Genomic DNA, 15,728 nt, shown 5'->3' on the forward strand with positions numbered 1-15,728 from the left:
GCACGCTGGACAGATGGGAGCGTGGGACCTCCTGCTGGTCGGCCTGGTGATCCTGCTGGGCCTGTGCGGGGTGCTGCTGCCCGGGGTGCCGGGGTCGTGGCTGGTGTGGGCCGCGGTGATGTGGTGGGCGCTGAAGGACCCGGAGCCGGTCGCGTGGTGGGTGCTGGTGGGCGCCACCGTCGTGCTGCTCGTCTCCCAGGTGGTGCGCTGGAACCTGCCGCCCCGGCGGCTGCGGGCGACCGGCGCCGCCCGCCGGGTGATCGGCTGGGCGGGGCTCGGCGCGTTCCTCGGTTTCTTCCTGCTCCCGGTGCTGGGCGTGATCCCCGGCTTCATGGGCGGCATCTACCTCGCCGAACGCCTCCGCCTGGGCCGGCACGGCGCGGCGGCGGCCCTGCGCACGGTGATGCGCTCGGGCGGCTCCAGCGTCCTGGCGGAGCTGTACGCCTGTCTGCTGATCACGGGCGCGTGGCTGGGCGCGGTGTTCCTGGCCTGATGCGGGCTACACCCCCGGTCCTAGGACAGGCAGCCGATGTGCGAGGCGGCGGCGCGTGCTTGGCTGGCTGTCATGAGCGAGCTGAGCGAACTGCGCGAGCTGAGCGAGGCGGAACGCGCGTACCTGGCGTCGCAGCGCCTGGGGCGGCTGGCCACGGTGGACCCGGCGGGCCAGCCGCAGGCGAACCCGGTCGGTTTCTTCCCGCAGGACGACGGGACGATCCTGATCGGCGGCCGCGCTCTGGGCCGCACAAAGAAGTGGCGCAATCTCCTGAAGAACCCGAAGCTGTCGCTGGTCGTCGACGACATCGCCAGCGTGCGGCCGTGGAAGGTGCGCGGTGTGGAGATCCGCGGCGAGGCGGAACTGCTCACCGGCCCGCACGACCTGGGGCCGTACGTCAGTGAGGAGGTGATCCGGATCCATCCGCGGTGGATCCACAGCTGGGGCCTGGACGCCGACGGCTAGCCGGAAGGCCGCCCGGATCCACCTCGGTGGCGCGCATGCGGCGGGCGGACCTTTCCGGCGAGCCCGGCCGGGTGTGGGACGGTTCCGTGGCCTGAGGGTGGGACAGGGCGTACCAGGCCACGGAAGCCCGGGATCAGTATCCGTAGATCATCTTGTAGGCGGCCTCGGGGAGGAACTGCCCAGCCGAGGAGCCGCCTCCGAAACCGCAGTTGCCGTCGGACTCGCCCGGAACCTTGATCCACAAGAGCATCTCGGCGCCTCCGCCCAGCTGGGTGGGGGTGCCTATACGGCGGCCGGAGGGGTTGCACCACTGGCCGTTGGAGCCGTTGCCGTTGCGGCTGCTGTCCACGACGAACGGCTTGGTGTAGCCGTAGCGGGCGGCCAGCTCCCTGTTGACGGCGTTGCCGTAGGCGGTGTTCTCGGCGGTGGTGAAGTAGTTGGAGACGTTGAGCGAGAAGCCGTGCGCCTGTCGCAGGCCGGCCTCGTGGAGGCGCCGGGCCATGGTCGCCGCGTTCGCCCAGCCCGGGTTGCCGGCGTCGAGATACACCCAGGTGTTGGGGGCCTGGCGGCTGAACTCGGCGAGGGCGCCGGTGAGCATCCCCTCGCGTTCGTCGATCTGAGCCTGGGTCATGCAGCCGTAGTCCCCGAGGGAGTCCGGTTCCAGGATGACGACGGCCGGGCGGTTGGCGATCCCACCGGCGAACTGGGCGATCCAGGTCCGGTAGGCGGACGGCGACGCGGCTCCGCCCGCGGAGTGCCCGCCGCAGTAGTCGCGGTTGTAGATGTTGTAGGCGACGAGGAGGGGCAGCTTGTCGACCTGGTCCGCCGCTCCCACGTACCCGCCCGTGGCAGTGCCGATGTTGCCGCTCCAGGAGCCGAACCAGCGGGCCATCGGCGTGTTGGCGATGAAGGAGTTGATCGCGGGCGCCCGGCCGTCGCGGGGATTGGCGGCGACCCACCTCTTCGCGCTGGAGTCGGGGTCCACATAGAACCCACTGGTCATGGTGGTGGGGTCGGCCGCGTGGGCGGACGGTGCGGCGGCGAACGCCAGCGGCAGGGCGAAGAGCGCTGCGGCCAAGGCGCGGAGTCTGCGGCGCATTTCTGACCTCGATTTCCTGGCAGGGGTGCGTCGCACCCTCTGGTCCCGAGGGTGCGACCTGAGCAAGAGCTGTGTGCGATCTGATCTTGGGAGCGCTCCCACTGGAAGCGCTCCCACAGCACGGGACAATCGTTGAGGTGGCTTCGGGCATGGTGTTGCGCCGTAGTTGAGCTGTCAAGGGTCGGCGCCTCAGGTGATTCGGATGGCGAGCGAGAACGAAGCCTCATGGGTCGGAAACTGGAAGCGGTACCAGACTGGGTCCCGGTCTGGCGGAGGCGGAGGCCGGGGTGAGACGCTTCCCGTCCGGTCGTGAGGGAAAGGCTCGTGGTCATGACAGTTGCGCCGCGTCGGCAGCCGACGCTCGAGGAGGTGGCCGAACGCGCCGGGGTCTCCCGTTCCGTGGCCTCCCGTGCCCTCAACAACGCTCCGCATGTCAGCCCTGCCAAACGGGAGGCGGTGGAACGGGCCGTCCGGCAGCTCGGTTATGTGCCCAATCCGACCGCCCGTGCTCTGGCCACGCGTCAGACGGGAGCGGCCGCCCTGGTCGTCTCGGGGGAGGACCCGTCGATCTTCGCGGATCCGTTCTTCGCTCAGGTGATCGTGGGAGCGTCGACCGCTCTGGAGGACGCCGATCTGCATCTGATGCTGTGCCTGGCCGCTTCCGACCGGGGTCGCAAGCGGGTGGAGGAGTTGCTCCGGTCCAAGGGTGCCGACGGTGTCATGCTGATGGCCCTGCGCGAGGGGGATCCGCTGGCCGGTATGGCCGAAGAGGCGGAGATGCCCGTCGTGTTCGGAGGACGCCCCGTCGGTGCAGCTCCCCGGTGGTACGTGGACGTCGACAACGTCGGCGGAGCCCGCGAGGCGACCGAGTACCTGATTGCGCGCGGCCGGACACGCGTGGCCGCGATCTGCGGGCGTCTGGACACCGAGGCCGGACGTGCCCGGTACCGCGGCTACCGGGACGCCTTGTTGGGGGCCGGCCTAGAACCGTTGCCGCCGCAGGAGGGGGACTTCACCGAGCCCAGCGGAGCCGCCGCCACGGCCGTCCTGCTGAACCAGCACCCCGATCTGGACGCAATCGTCGCTGCCAACGACAACATGGCAGCGGGGGCGTTGCGCACGTTGCGCGCGGCCGGCCGGGCGGTCCCCGCCGACATCGCTGTGGTGGGCTTCGACGACCTGACCGTCGCCCAGGTCGCCGATCCGCCCCTCACCACCGTCCATCAGCCCATAACGGCTCTCGGACGGGAGATGGCACGCATGCTCGTCGCGGTCATCAACGGATACGACCCCACCCCGCTGATCCTGCCCACGCGCCTGGTCACCCGCTCAAGCGCCTGACGGTCCTAGGCGGGGCGGGGACCTCGGGCGGCAGAACCCCCTCGTGCCGGAGCAGGTGGATCTTGCGGTCCAGTCCGCCCGCGTACCCGGTCAGGGAGCCGTCCGCGCCGATCACGCGGTGGCAGGGGCGGACGATCAGCAGCGGGTTGGCGCCGAGGGCGCCGCCGACCGCCCGCACGGCGGCCCGCGGGGCTCCGACGCGGGCGGCGATCTCGCCGTAGGTGACGGTCGTGCCGTAGGGCACGGCGTCCAGGGCGGCCCAGACCCGCTCGCGGAACGCGGTGCCCTCGGTGCGCCAGGGCAGGTGGAACTCCTTCAGCTCCCCGGCGAAGTAGGCGGTCAGCTGCGCGACGGCCTCCCGGAACGGGCCGGGGTCGTGCCGCCAGCCGTCCCGCACCACCCGGCCGCCCTTCTGCCCGGGCACCGACAGCGAGGTCAGCTCCCCGGTGGGCGCGGCGGTGAGGAGCAGCGGGCCGACGGGGCTTGCGACGGTGGTCCAGCGGATGGTCATCGGCACTCCAGGTCTCCTGCCGCGCGCAGGTGGTGCAGGGCGTACGAGCGCCAGGGGCGCCAGGTGCCGGGGACGTCCAGGCCGGGCGGTGCCACGTCCGGGTCGCCGAGGGCCCGGGTGCGGATCGCGGCCACCGTACGGGCGTCCAGGCCGGGCACCGCGAGCAGGGCGGCCTCGGCGTCGTCCCGGTCGGCGCCCGCATCCAGGCGCACGGCACCGTCGGCGAGGGCGGTGGCGAGCGCGCCGAGGGTGCCGCCGGGCTCGGCTTCGGCGAGCACCGCCGGGTCGGGGAACAGGTGGGTGAGCGTGCCGCAGGGGGCGTCGAGCACCTTGCCGTACCGCTGGACGAGCTCCGCGGCCCGCTCCCGCCCCACCAGGGCGCGCACGGCCAGTTCCTGCGGGTCGGCGGCGCCCGGGGAGCGCAGCCCGGGCCGGGCGGCGACCAGCGGGGCGAGCCGGGGGTCGGCGGCCAGGCGCTCGTCGACGGCGTACGGGTCGGCGTCGAGGTCGAACAGGCGCCGCAGCCGCTGCACGGCGGTGGTCAGGTCACGCGGGTCGGTCAGGTGCAGCCGGGCGTCGAGCCAGCCGCCCGGGTGGGCGCCGGAGGCGGTGGCCGGCGCGCCGGGCCGCTCCCGGACGGCGGCGATGCCGGTGCCGTACGGCAGGCGCAGGGTGCGCCGGTAGGTGCGGGCGCCGGGCGGGCCGGAGATCTCCTCGACCCCGGGCACGGCCTCGCGCGCCAGCAGGTCGAAGACGTAGCCGGCCTGGTAGGGGCCGCGGTGGGCGAGCCGCAGCGGGATGCCGGCGGCCGGGGTCGCCGCGCGCCGTGCCGCCCGGCCGGTGCGGGGTGCCGCGGCGCGCAGCTCGCTCGGGGTCGCCGCGTAGACGGCGCGGATCGTGTCGTTGAACTGCCGCACGCTGGCGAACCCGGACGCGAACGCGATCTCGGTGACCGGCAGCTCGGTGGTCTGGAGCAGGACACGTGCGGTGTGGGCCCGCTGGGCCCGGGCGAGGGCGACGGGCCCGGCGCCCAGTTCGGCGGTGAGCTGGCGCTGCACCTGCCGGGCGCTGTAGCCGAGCCGGGCGGCGAGACCCGCGACGCCCTCCCGGTCGACGACGCCGTCGGCGATCAGCCGCACGGCCCGGGCCACCACGTCCGCGCGGGCGTTCCACTCGGCGGACCCGGGGACCGCGTCCGGGCGGCACCGCCGGCAGGCCCGGAAGCCGTGGGCCTGCGCGGCGGCGGCCGTGGTGAAGAACCGCACGTTGCGGCGGTTCGGGGTGAGGGCCGGGCAGCTGGGGCGGCAGTAGATGCCGGTCGTTTCGACGGCGAAGAAGAACACGCCGTCGAAACGGGCGTCCCGGCTGCGCACGGCCTCGTACCGGGCGTCCTGCGTGGGGTCCTCGTCGCTCACACGGTCCAGTCTCCGCCGGCGGCGCGCCCGCCGCTGGCGGACATCGGACATGACGCTGACCCTGCCCCGGTCACCCGGAGGCTACGCGCGCCACTGGCCGCGCTTGGCCTGCATAGCGGCGCGGCCCATCGCCCCCTTCCGTTTCCAGTCCTTGCGGATCTCGGCCCGCAGCCGCGCGTCGGTCTTGGCCTTGATGTGCTGGTTCTCGCGCAGCAGCTTGCGGTAGCTCTCCAGCCGCCGGTGCGGCAGGTCCCCGGCGTCGATGGCCGCCTGCACGGCGCAGCCCGGCTCGGCGTCGTGCGCGCAGTCGTGGAAGCGGCACCGCCGGGCCAGTTCCTCGATCTCGGCGAACACCTGCCCGACGCCGCTGCCGGCGTCCCACAGTCCGACGCCCCGCAGGCCGGGGGTGTCGATGAGCACACCGCCGCCCGGCAGGGCGAGGAGGTTGCGGGTGGTCGTGGTGTGGCGGCCCTTGCCGTCGACGTCGCGGATGGCCTGGACGTCCATGACGTCCTCGCCGAGCAGCGCGTTGGCGAGGGTGGACTTGCCCGCGCCGGACTGTCCGAGCAGCACGGCGGTGCCGTCGGAGACGAGCGCGGCGAGCACGTCCAGTCCGTCCCCGTCCAGGGCGCTGACGGTGAGCACCGGCACGGCCGGCGCGCTGGTCTCCACGTCGTGGACGAGGTGCGACCGGGTCACCGCGTCGGGCACGAGGTCGGCCTTGGTCAGGACGATCACGGGCTGTGCCCCGGACTCCCAGGCGAGCGCGAGGAAGCGTTCGACGCGGTTGAGTTCGAGTTCGGCGGCGAGCGACACGGCGACGACGGCGTGGTCGACGTTGGCGGCGAGGATCTGCCCCTCGGACCGCTTGGAGGAGGTGGAGCGCACGAAGGCGGTACGGCGCGGCAGGTACGTCCGTACGTAGCGCGGGTTCCCGCCGGGGTCGACGGCGACCCAGTCACCGGTGCACACGACCCGCAGGGGGTCGTGCGGGGTGACGAACGCGGTGTCGGCCCGCACGGTGCCGCCGGCGGTGACGACGTCGCACTGGCCGCGGTCGACCCGCACGACACGCCCGGGCAGCAGGCCCTCGGCGGCGTACGGGGCGAACGCGTCGGCCCAGGCCTCGTCCCAGCCGTAGGGAGCCAGTCCGGAGGAAGCGGAGGAAGCGGTGCGGGAATGCGGGGTGGAACTCAAGGGGTGACCCTTCACGAGGGTGGCCCCGGCCGTCGCCGGCACGCCGAAGGACGTGCGGCGGGAAAACGGAAAGGGTGTCAGCCGGTGGCCACGGAGGTGGACGGAATGGATTCCTTACTGCGGGCAGCGCTCATCGCAGGGACAGCCATCGGTCGACACCTCCTCGATTCCCTCGTGTGCGGACGCGGCAGCCGGGAAGCCACCGCGTGGTGTGCCGTCACAGTAGTCGGCTCCCCCGCCGGCCCGTCAACGGGTTTTTCCGGACCGCCGTACCGAGCCTTCCGCCTCGTGCCGTCGCTCTCAGCCTCAGCTCTTCGCGCAGGGCTTGCCGTTCAGAGTGAAGCCGTACGGGGCGGAGTTCGTGCCGTGCCAGGACGCGAGGAAGCCGAAGGTGAGTTTCCCGTCCGCGGCGACCTCGCGGTTGTAGTCGGCGGCGGTGGCGGTGACGCGGGAGCCCTTCTGGGCGACGGTGGCGTCCCACATCTGGCTGACCTGCTGATCGTCCTTGAAGGACCAGGCGACCCGCCAGGAGTCGAGGGGCTCGGCCGTGGTGACGGTGACCGTGGCCTGGAACCCGTCGGGCCACTGGTTGACGAGGTCGTAGGCGACCCGGCAGACCGGTTCCTCGGGCTCGTCGTGCTCGCCGTCCTGCTGCCCGGCCGGGGCGGAGGAGGTGCCCTGGGGCTCAGGGCCGGGGTTCTTGCTCTTCGGCGTGTTCCCGGCGGCGGGGCCGGACGGCTTCGGCGTGGTGGCGGGGGAGCCGGAGGGGGACGCCGAGGCGGACGGGACGTCGATCGAGGGCAGGGACACGCCCGGGTCGGCGACCGGCTGCCGGTCGTCGCCGGGTGAGCCCGCCTCGTCGGTGGTGCCGCCGAACGGCATCATCGACACGGCGAGCGCCAGCAGGGACACCAGCACGGCGGCGACGAGCAGGCCGTTGCGGGCGACGCGGGTGCGGTGCGTGGCGTCCGCGGGGTCGGGGACGTCCGCGTCGGGGCGCCCGCCGGCCAGGCGCACCTCGGCGGCCCGGCGGCGGCGCTCCAGGTAGGCGAGGCCGCCCCAGCCGATCACCCCGCCGGCCAGCGCGCCGGGCAGGCCGCCTGCGTGCAGCCGCAGACAGGCCGCGGCCTCGGCGCACTGGACGCAGGTGGCGAGGTGCCGGGACAGGTCGCCGGGGGCGTCGGCGGCGGGCGAGCGGGTGACGGCGTCCATCAGCCGGGCGTAGCTGCGGCACCGGGCGTCCATCGGGGAGTCGAGGTGGTTGCGGCGGCAGCGGTCCCGGAACAGGCCGCGCACCTGCTCCAGTTCCTCGCCCGCCGTGGCCGGGTCGAGGCCGAGCCGGCGGGCCACCACGGACAGCGGCAGCGCCTCCACCTCGGCCAGCCACAGCAGTTCGGCGTCCGGCTGCTGCAGGTCGCGCAGGCCGCGCAGGGCGAGGGGGCGCTGCAGGGGCGGCCCGCAGTACCGGGCGGCCGCGTCCGAGTGGAGCCACAGCCGCAGGTCGGGGTCGAGCTTGTGGCCCTGCCCCTCGTCCTCCCAGGCAGCCGCCGTGGTGCGTACGGCGGTCAGCAGCTGCGGGATCCGGGGCAGCCGGGCGGAGCGGCGGCCGGCGCCTCGGGCCGTGTCGGCCTGGCGGGCCTCGCGTATGCCGTGTGCGAACGCCTCCCGGGCCAGCTGTGCGGCGGCGGACGAACCGGCCGTGCACAGGTCGGCGTAGGAGAGGACCGCGTCCCAGCACTCGGAGAACAGTGCGGCCTCGGCGGCGTCCTGAGGGGTCGGCAGGTCGGGCATGGGTCTCCTGCATCACGAGCGAGGTCAACTCACCTTACTGGCGTTGGAGTTGGGGGAAACCTCGCGGCGGTACAAGAGCCTTTCACGTCATCCGCACAACTGACAAGCGCCGTATTCAAATCCTGACCTAGGGCTGCGGGTGCCCCCGCGCCGCCCGGTCACGCGGCCCGCCCTATGACGTCCGAGGGTCACAGCCACCCCCGCTCCCCCTGTAATGGGAGTCGAGCCGGCGGGCAGGTCGCAGGACATCCGACCTCCCGTCCGTGCGGCTCACCCGTACGACCGGAAGAGGACAGGGGGTGACCACGGTGCGGGCTGGGAGGTTCGTGTCCACGGTGGCGCTGTCGATGGGCGTGGCGGCCCTGCTGGGCGGCTGCGCGCAGGGCGGCCCGGACGGCTCTGGAGTTCCGCGGCCCGTGCCGGGGTCCGCCCGGGCCCAGGACGATCTGCTCAAGCGCGCCGAATCCGCCCTGGTGGGGCGGTGCCTGACGGAGCGGCACATCCCGCCGCCTGCGGCGCCGCGCCGGCCGGTGGACGCGGGCCGGGCTGCCCGGGAAGCGGACCCGGGGGGACAGCGGTCCTTCCCCTACGGGATCGACGATCCGGCGTGGGCCGCCGCGCACGGCTTCGGCGGCACGGCGGGGACGGGCACCGACGCCCCCGCGGCGCGCCGGGCACCGCGGCCCGGCAGCACGGCGGCGCGGCGGGAACAGCGGCTGGCCGACGCGCTGTTCGGCACCGGGCGCCCGGAGCTGTCCACCCGGACGGAGACCGGACACGTCGTGCGGGCCCACAGCGACGGCTGCCTGGCCCGGGCCCAGCGCGTCCTGTACGGCGACCAGGGCCGCTGGTTCCGTACCGAGGTCGCCGTCAACAACCTCGAGGCCGCCGCGCACCAGCGGGTCACCCGGGACCCGGAGTACCGGGCCGCGCTGCGGCGCTGGGCGCGGTGCGTCGCCCCGGTACACCCGGTCAAGGACCCGGGCGAGCTGCGCGCCGCCTGGCAGCGCCGGGCCCGTGACCTCGCACCGCGCGAGGCCTTCGAGCTGCAACGGCGGTACGCCGTCGCCGAGGCGCGCTGCGTACGCGGCACGGGCCTGGCGGCCACCGGCGCCCGGCTGGAGAGGCACCACGCGGCCGAGGTGCGCGCCGGGTACGCCGGGCTGATCGCCGAGCACCGGCGGCTGCGCGAGCGCGGCCTGCGCTACGCCGTGCGGCACGGCCTCTGACGCACCCCCACGATCTCCCGGAGCCGGACCGGCCGAACGGCCGGCGGGCCACCGGGCCGGCCGAGTGCGCCCCGACGCGGGGCCACCCGACCACACCCATCACCGCACTGCATCCGAAGGGAACCGCCATCATGCGCAAGACCATCGCCACCGCCGCCGGCCTGCTCCTCGCCGCCGGCGCCGCCCTGGCCGCCGTCCCCGGTACGGCCCAGGCCGCCGCCCCCTGCGCCCGGGGGAACTTCTGCGCCTTCACCGACGCCAACTTCGGCGGCCTCGGCGTCAGCTGGAGCGGCGACGACGGCTGGTGGGAGAGCAACATCGCGGACGAGGACAGCTCGTGGGCCAACCACGGCATCTCCGGCCCCGGCATCAAGGACCACGTCAAGGTGTACGCCAGCGCCTGGCAGGGCGGCGGCGTCACGATCTGCCTGGCCCCGGGTCAGGAGGTCGGCTACAACGCGGGCGCCAACGACCGGGGCGACTCCCACACCTGGACCACGGGCTGCTGAAGCGCCCGGCGGGGGAACGGGCCGGGGGCGCACCGGGCGGGGTGACATCCGCCCGGTGCGCCCCCGGCGCGTGCGCGGCTCAGACCTCGACGGGCTCCTGGGCCGGGAGGCTGTCCATGAAGGAGCTGACGGAGAACACCGCGCGGCCCGGGCCGGGCGGGCCGTAGCCGGGCGGCGAGGACAGGCCGAAGTCGTCCATGGTGGCGCGGTAGGCCTCCAGCAGGCGGATGTGGTACTCCAGCGGCGCGCCCTGCGGGTTGGCCTTGCCGAGCGGGGTGGTGGGCTCCGGGCACCAGGTGGTGAAGCGGGGCGTGATGCCGTGCGACATGAAGAAACGCAGGCCCTCGGTGGTGGAGGCGATGGCCTCGTCGACGGTGGTGAACCCGAACGGCTCGGCCATCTCCACGCCCGCGACGAAGTTGGGGATGACGTTGCGCGCGCCGAACACCTCGGCGGAGTCCAGGATCCGCCGGTGCCACTCGTCGCGGCCGACGTAGCGCTCCTTGCCGGGGCAGTACAGCTCGAACAGGCGGCGGTCCCACACCTCGTAGTTGGGGTGGTAGATCTGCACGCCGTAGTCCTTGAAGCGCTGCACGTCCGCCTTGGGCAGCGCCTGGGCGACGACCTTGCCGATCCAGCGGCCCGGGAAGCGCTCCTCGATGGCCTTGGCGTAGTGGCCGTAGAAGTCGGCCTCGTCGCGCCCGGCGACCTTCGAGGTGATGGCTCCGCCGGTCAGCGTGTACGCGGTGGACGCCTTCTGGGTGTCGTACCGGTCGATGATCTCCAGCGCCTCGAGGACCTCCTCGACGTCCTTGACGCCGGTGTAGGGCCGACCGGCCGCCTTGTGCTGGCGCCAGTTGTGGTTGATGTCGCAGTACTGGCACTCCTCCTTGGCGCCGAAGTACTGGCAGACCCGGAAGACCGTCAGGTAGATCAGGTAGCCCCACTGGATGGTGGGGGCCACCTCCATGACCGACTTGCCGTTGCTGAGGGTGTGCCGGTAGTACTCCGGCATCGGCGGCACACCGACGTCGGCGATCCGCCTGCCGTCGAGGTAGAGGCCGAGCATGCCGTCCTCGTTCGCGGCGACGCGGTACGGCGAGGAGGGGTTCACGCGCACGGAGACGACCGTGCGGCGCAGGTCGTACGGGCCGCCGGTGAGGATGATCTCCTCGGGCGGGCGCCTGAGGGCGGCCTCGCCGAGCTCGGGCAGGGTGCCGTGGTCGAAGGAGAAGATGAAGTACGACTTCGGCTTGACCTCGCCGTCCTCGTTGTCGGACAGCGCCGACGGGTCGAAGGCGACACCGCCGCGGAGCAGGTCCTCCTTGAAGACGGCCTCCCGCGGCACGTGCGGGAAGCGCTCCATCAGATCCTCGACCAGCGCGGTACGGCTGCCCATCGACGCATCTCCTCCCGGTTCGGACGTACGACTCCTCACGGTATGCCCCCGCCCGGGAGAGGGCGGTACCGGGTCCCGGGTAGGGGCGTCTGGCCCCCGGCCGGTACGACTGGCTGCTCGACCGGCACCGCGAGCCAGTACGGGCTGGTCGCGCTGTCGCAGAGGAACTTCAGGACGCAACGCACCAGCACCCATGAGGCCGTCGTCTCCGGGGCGGTGCCGCCGGACCCGGTGGAGGTCGCCTGGTACGGCTGGCTGAGCGAGGACGAGCTGCGCGGGGCGCTGTCCCGGTGGCCGTTCGTCGCCGACAGCCGGGAGACGCACCGCCGGTACACCGCCCTGGCCGGTGACGGTGGAGGCGGCGGCTGAGCCACCGCCTCAGGCCACCCGCTCCAGCTCCGCGAGGCTCACGGCGTGGGCCGGCTCCCGCCCGGCGCGCAGCCGTTCCGCCTCCTGCGCCACCGTGCTGCCCAGACGTGCCAGCTCGTTGCCCTGGGAGCCCGCCAGGTGCGGGGTGATGAACGCGTTCGGCAGGTCGTACAGGGGGGAGTCGGCGGGCAGCGGTTCCGGGTCGGTGACGTCGAGGATCGCGGTCAGGCGGCCGGTGCGCAGTTCCCCGGCGAGGGCGTCGTGGTCGACGAGGGCGCCGCGCGCGGTGTTGATCAGGACCGCGCCGTCGGGCATCAGGGCCAGCTCACGGCGGCCGATCAGATGGTGCGTCTCGGGGGTCTCGGGGGCGTGCACGGTGACGATGTCCGAGGTGCGCAGCAGGTCGTCGAGCGGCAGCAGGGGAACGCCCAGGGCGGCCGCCGTGGCCTCGTCGACGTAGGGGTCGGTGAGGGCGGGGCGCAGGTCGAAGGGGCGCAGCAGGTCCAGGACGCGGCGGCCGATACGGGACGCGCCGATGACCCCGACGCGGCGGCCGTGGTTGCCGATGCCGGGGACGACGCCCCAGCCGGGCGAGACGCGGGTGGTGCGCAGTCGTTCCCGGGCGCCGAGGACGTCCTTCCCGGCCAGCAGGATCATGGCGAGGGTGTACTCGGCGACCGGCAGCGCGTTGGCGGCCGCCGCCGTGGAGACGGTGATGCCGCGCCGCCACACCTCGGGCGTGGCGAAGCCCTTGACCGAGCCGGCCGCGTGCAGCACGGCGCGCAGCCGGGGGGCCGCGTCGAGCACGGCCGTGTCCAGGCGGGGGCAGCCCCAGCCGGTGATCAGGATCTCGGCGCGGGCCAGCGCCTCGCGCACGCGCGGACCGGTGAAGTCCTCGGCGACCAGGGCGGGGTCGATGTCCACGGCCGCGCGCAGCCGCGCCATGACCTCGGGCGGGAAGACCTGCGGCACGTTCTCGGCGGTCATGGCGAACAGTGCCTGCGGGCGCTGGGTCAAGGACGTGGCCTTCCGGTGCGGTGACGGGTCACGGGTCACGGGTCACGGGTAGAAAACGCTTCCACGGTAGGGCGCGCGGGGCCGCCGGATCAATGACCGGCGGGCCGGGATACATTCCGCCGGGGACCTCCCGGTCCGACATTTCCTCGGAAGGACGACGGATGACCGAGACCGTGACCAACTGGGCGGGCAACATCACGTACACCGCCAAGGAGCTGCACCGCCCGCACTCGCTCGACGCGTTGCGGACCCTGCTGGCGGATGCCGCCCGGGTGCGGGTGCTGGGCAGCGGGCACTCCTTCAACGAGATCGCCGAGCCGGGCGACGGCGGTGTCCTGCTCTCCCTCGACGCCCTGCCGGCCGAGGTCGAGGTCGACACGGCGGCCCGTACGGTGCGGGTCGGCGGCGGTGTCCGTTACGCCGAGCTCGCCCGCACGGTGCACGCGCACGGTCTCGCGCTGCCCAACATGGCGTCGCTGCCGCACATCTCGGTGGCCGGGTCGGTGGCGACCGGCACCCACGGCTCGGGCGTCGGCAACGGGCCGCTCGCCTCGGCCGTACGGGAAGTGGAGCTGGTCACGGCGGACGGCTCCACGGTGACCATAGGCCGGGGCGAGGCCCGCTTCGGCGGTGCGGTGACCTCGCTGGGCGCGCTGGGTGTGGTCACGGCGCTGACCCTGGACCTGGAGCCGGCCTTCGAGGTCGAGCAGTACGTGTTCACGGAGCTGCCGCTGGAGGGGCTGGATGCGGCCGCGTTCGACGCCGTGATGTCGGCCGCGTACAGCGTCAGCCTGTTCACCGACTGGGAGGCGCCCGGCTTCCGTCAGGTGTGGGTGAAGCGGCGCGCCGACCAGCCGTTCGCCGGCCTCCCGTGGGCCTCCCCCGCCACCGAGAAGATGCACCCCGTGCCGGGCATGCCCGCGGTCAACTGCACCGAGCAGTTCGGTGTGCCGGGGCCGTGGCACGAGCGGCTGCCGCACTTCCGGGCGGAGTTCACGCCGAGCAGCGGCGCGGAGCTGCAGTCGGAGTACCTGCTGCCGCGCCGGCACGCCGTCGAGGCACTGCGCGCGCTCGACGCGGTCCGGCGGGCGGTGGCTCCTGTCCTGCAGATCTGCGAGGTACGGACCGTCGCCGCCGACGAGCAGTGGCTGAGCCCGGCGTACGGCCGCGACAGCGTGGCGCTGCACTTCACGTGGGTGGCGGACACGGACGCGGTGCTGCCCGTGGTGCGGCGCGTGGAGGAGGCCCTGGATCCCTTCGACGCCCGGCCGCACTGGGGCAAGGTGTTCACGGTCCCGGCACCGGCCCTGCGCGCCCGCTGTCCCCGGCTCGGCGACTTCCGGGCCCTGGCACGGGAGCTGGACCCGACGGGGAAGTTCACCAACGCCTTCGTCCGCGACGTCCTGGGCGGGTGACACGCACCCGGCCTGCACGACGGCCGCCGACTGGTGATGCACCCCCGCCGCCCTGTCGGCCCGGTGCGATCCGGAATGGGTTCCACCGGCTCTCGGGCGACTTCATAAACTCCCTTTACTAACCCCTTGTCGAAAGTCCCCGGCAGCCCATAGCCTGGCGCCGCGCCGGTGCTGACGTCGACCCGGCCCGGCCCGGCTGGAAGGGATGATGGGGTGCATCCGGTGAAGCGCACATCACGTGACATCCGTACCGCGAACCGCTACGAGGTGCTGCGCCAGATCATCGCCGCGTCACCCACGTCCCGGCAGGAGCTGGCCGCCGCCACCGGCCTGAGTCTGGCCACGGTCGCCACTCTGGTGGGCGAGCTGCTCGACCTGCGGATGATCACGGAGGTCGGGTTCGAGGACTCGGCGGGCGGCCGCCCTCGGGGACTCGTGGCCGTCAACGCGTCGGGGGGCGCGTTGATCGGCGTCGACCTCGCGGAGACCTACGTACGGGTCGAGCTGTTCGACCTGGCGCTGAACGTGCTGGCGCGGGCCGACGAGGACATGCGGCCCGGGGAGAGCCGGCCCGAGCAGGTGGTCGGCCATGTCGCCACCGCCGTCGGGTCGGTGGTGGCGCAGGCCGGGGTCGAGGGCGCCCGGGTGCTCGGCGTCGGCGTGAGCGTGCCGGGCCAGGTGGACCGCGACACGGGCATCTCGGAGTACGCGCCCAACTGGGACTGGCACGACGTACCGCTGCTCGACCTGCTCTCCGACCACATCGCCTACCCCCTGTACCTGGACAACCCGCTGCGGGCCTGCGCGGTGGCCGAGCTGTGGTTCGGGGCGGCACGCGGACGCGGGGACGCGGTCGTGGTCAACCTCGGGACCGGGGTCGGCGCCGGACTGGTGCTGGGCGGCGGGCTGCACCGGGGGGTGTCCAACAGCGCCGGCGAGTGGGGCCACACCACGCTCGTCCTGGACGGCCGGCTGTGCCACTGCGGCAACCACGGCTGCGTGGAGACGTACGTGGGGGCGCCCGGGATCATGCTCCATCTGCGCGAGCTGAATCCGCGCAGTCCGCTGCTGCACCCCGAGGACCAGACGGCCACCATCGACGCGCTGGCCCGCGGGGTCGCCGCGCGGGACCCGGACGCGCTCAAGGTGGTCCGGGACACCGCCCGCTATCTCGGCGCCGGCATCGCGGACCTGGTCAACCTGTTCAACCCCGAGGTGGTCGTGCTCAGCAGCTGGGTCGCGGCCACGCTCGGCGAGCCGCTGCTGACCGAGGTCCGCGAGGCCGTCGCCCGGCACGCGCTCAGACGGCCGCTGGCGGCCACCGAGATCGTCCTCTCCCCCATCCCCACGGACCCCGTGTGCCTGGGCGCGGCGACGTTCGCGCTGGAAGGGGCCCTGCAGACGGTCGGGCAGCGAAGCCCCAAGCGCACCCTCGCCAGGAGCCGCACCGCCCCGTCCCCCTGACGCCCGCCCCTCCC

The 15,728-nt window shown here is 73.7% G+C and carries 15 protein-coding genes; 8 read left to right on the top strand and 7 right to left on the bottom strand.

What is annotated here, in order from left to right; all coding sequences use genetic code 11:
* The first annotated feature begins 13 nt into the window (after positions 1-13).
* Both AB0K80_RS22450 and AB0K80_RS22455 read left to right on the top strand, forming a co-directional pair.
* Positions 14-493: a DUF456 domain-containing protein gene (locus AB0K80_RS22450; RefSeq protein WP_365672282.1), complete on the top strand. Its 480-nt coding sequence runs from the start codon at positions 14-16 to the stop codon at positions 491-493.
* A 90-nt stretch (positions 494-583) separates the two neighbouring features.
* Positions 584-958, top strand: coding sequence for a PPOX class F420-dependent oxidoreductase (locus tag AB0K80_RS22455; RefSeq protein WP_365672585.1), 375 nt, complete (start codon positions 584-586; stop codon positions 956-958).
* Positions 959-1,091: 133 nt separating this feature from the next.
* On the opposite strand, the gene AB0K80_RS22460 is transcribed toward AB0K80_RS22455, so the two are convergent.
* Positions 1,092-2,057, bottom strand: coding sequence for a glycoside hydrolase family 6 protein (locus tag AB0K80_RS22460; RefSeq protein WP_365672284.1), 966 nt, complete (start codon positions 2,055-2,057; stop codon positions 1,092-1,094).
* A 330-nt stretch (positions 2,058-2,387) separates the two neighbouring features.
* Between AB0K80_RS22460 and AB0K80_RS22465 the strand changes: the two genes are divergently transcribed.
* A complete protein-coding gene (locus AB0K80_RS22465; protein ID WP_365672587.1) occupies positions 2,388-3,398 on the top strand; it encodes a LacI family DNA-binding transcriptional regulator in 1,011 nt (336 codons plus the stop codon).
* Here the strand turns inward: AB0K80_RS22465 and AB0K80_RS22470 are convergent.
* From AB0K80_RS22470 to AB0K80_RS22485, 4 genes are all read right to left on the bottom strand, one after another.
* Positions 3,379-3,909 carry a methylated-DNA--[protein]-cysteine S-methyltransferase gene (locus AB0K80_RS22470; RefSeq protein ID WP_365672286.1) on the bottom strand — a complete coding sequence of 177 codons (531 nt, stop codon included), beginning with the start codon at positions 3,907-3,909 and terminating at the stop codon, positions 3,379-3,381. The genes AB0K80_RS22465 and AB0K80_RS22470 overlap by 20 nt on opposite strands.
* Positions 3,906-5,375, bottom strand: coding sequence for an AlkA N-terminal domain-containing protein (locus AB0K80_RS22475; protein ID WP_365672288.1), 1,470 nt, complete (start codon positions 5,373-5,375; stop codon positions 3,906-3,908). Before AB0K80_RS22475 ends, AB0K80_RS22470 begins: the two co-directional genes overlap by 4 nt.
* 30 nt (positions 5,376-5,405) lie before the next feature.
* Positions 5,406-6,521, bottom strand: coding sequence for a ribosome small subunit-dependent GTPase A (gene rsgA, locus AB0K80_RS22480; RefSeq protein WP_365672289.1), 1,116 nt, complete (start codon positions 6,519-6,521; stop codon positions 5,406-5,408).
* Between the two features lie 306 nt (positions 6,522-6,827).
* Entirely contained in the window at positions 6,828-8,312 is a 1,485-nt protein-coding gene (locus AB0K80_RS22485; RefSeq protein WP_365672291.1) for a cellulose-binding domain-containing protein, read from the bottom strand.
* 299 nt (positions 8,313-8,611) lie between these two features.
* Between AB0K80_RS22485 and AB0K80_RS22490 the strand changes: the two genes are divergently transcribed.
* Positions 8,612-9,541 (top strand): hypothetical protein, encoded by a 930-nt coding sequence (locus tag AB0K80_RS22490; RefSeq protein WP_365672293.1) that lies wholly within the window; start codon positions 8,612-8,614, stop codon positions 9,539-9,541.
* 131 nt (positions 9,542-9,672) lie between these two features.
* Entirely contained in the window at positions 9,673-10,050 is a 378-nt protein-coding gene (locus tag AB0K80_RS22495) for a peptidase inhibitor family I36 protein (protein WP_365672296.1), read from the top strand.
* Between the two features lie 79 nt (positions 10,051-10,129).
* Here the strand turns inward: AB0K80_RS22495 and AB0K80_RS22500 are convergent, their stop codons facing one another.
* Positions 10,130-11,449: a radical SAM protein gene (locus AB0K80_RS22500; protein WP_365672298.1), complete on the bottom strand. Its 1,320-nt coding sequence runs from the start codon at positions 11,447-11,449 to the stop codon at positions 10,130-10,132.
* Between the two features lie 42 nt (positions 11,450-11,491).
* On the opposite strand from AB0K80_RS22500, the gene AB0K80_RS22505 reads away from it, so the two are divergent.
* Positions 11,492-11,818, top strand: coding sequence for a hypothetical protein (locus AB0K80_RS22505; protein ID WP_365672300.1), 327 nt, complete (start codon positions 11,492-11,494; stop codon positions 11,816-11,818).
* A gap of 9 nt (positions 11,819-11,827) precedes the next feature.
* On the opposite strand, the gene AB0K80_RS22510 is transcribed toward AB0K80_RS22505, so the two are convergent.
* Positions 11,828-12,835 carry a hydroxyacid dehydrogenase gene (locus AB0K80_RS22510; RefSeq protein ID WP_365672302.1) on the bottom strand — a complete coding sequence of 336 codons (1,008 nt, stop codon included), beginning with the start codon at positions 12,833-12,835 and terminating at the stop codon, positions 11,828-11,830.
* 161 nt (positions 12,836-12,996) lie between these two features.
* On the opposite strand from AB0K80_RS22510, the gene AB0K80_RS22515 reads away from it, so the two are divergent.
* Together AB0K80_RS22515 and AB0K80_RS22520 are read left to right on the top strand one after the other, a co-directional pair.
* The gene (locus AB0K80_RS22515; protein ID WP_365672304.1) at positions 12,997-14,250 is read left to right on the top strand and encodes an FAD-binding protein; all 1,254 of its coding nucleotides are present in this window, start codon (positions 12,997-12,999) and stop codon (positions 14,248-14,250) included.
* Positions 14,251-14,472: 222 nt separating this feature from the next.
* A complete protein-coding gene (locus AB0K80_RS22520) occupies positions 14,473-15,714 on the top strand; it encodes an ROK family transcriptional regulator (protein ID WP_365672306.1) in 1,242 nt (413 codons plus the stop codon).
* Positions 15,715-15,728: the final 14 nt, after the last annotated feature.

The sequence above is a fragment of the Streptomyces sp. NPDC052682 genome (assembly GCF_040678435.1).
GTDB lineage: Bacteria > Actinomycetota > Actinomycetes > Streptomycetales > Streptomycetaceae > Streptomyces.

Excerpts from the sequence above, each read along its gene's own strand:
- AB0K80_RS22500 (WP_365672298.1), bottom strand. The coding sequence starts at position 11,449 with ATGGGCAGCCGTACCGCGCTGGTCGAGGATCTGATGGAGCGCTTCCCG.
- AB0K80_RS22495 (WP_365672296.1), top strand. The coding sequence starts at position 9,673 with ATGCGCAAGACCATCGCCACCGCCGCCGGCCTGCTCCTCGCCGCCGGC.
- AB0K80_RS22505 (WP_365672300.1), top strand. The coding sequence starts at position 11,492 with ATGCCCCCGCCCGGGAGAGGGCGGTACCGGGTCCCGGGTAGGGGCGTC.
- AB0K80_RS22460 (WP_365672284.1), bottom strand. The coding sequence starts at position 2,057 with ATGCGCCGCAGACTCCGCGCCTTGGCCGCAGCGCTCTTCGCCCTGCCG.
- AB0K80_RS22485 (WP_365672291.1), bottom strand. The coding sequence starts at position 8,312 with ATGCCCGACCTGCCGACCCCTCAGGACGCCGCCGAGGCCGCACTGTTC.
- AB0K80_RS22470 (WP_365672286.1), bottom strand. The coding sequence starts at position 3,909 with ATGACCATCCGCTGGACCACCGTCGCAAGCCCCGTCGGCCCGCTGCTC.
- AB0K80_RS22515 (WP_365672304.1), top strand. The coding sequence starts at position 12,997 with ATGACCGAGACCGTGACCAACTGGGCGGGCAACATCACGTACACCGCC.
- AB0K80_RS22465 (WP_365672587.1), top strand. The coding sequence starts at position 2,388 with ATGACAGTTGCGCCGCGTCGGCAGCCGACGCTCGAGGAGGTGGCCGAA.
- AB0K80_RS22450 (WP_365672282.1), top strand. The coding sequence starts at position 14 with ATGGGAGCGTGGGACCTCCTGCTGGTCGGCCTGGTGATCCTGCTGGGC.
- AB0K80_RS22475 (WP_365672288.1), bottom strand. The coding sequence starts at position 5,375 with ATGTCCGATGTCCGCCAGCGGCGGGCGCGCCGCCGGCGGAGACTGGAC.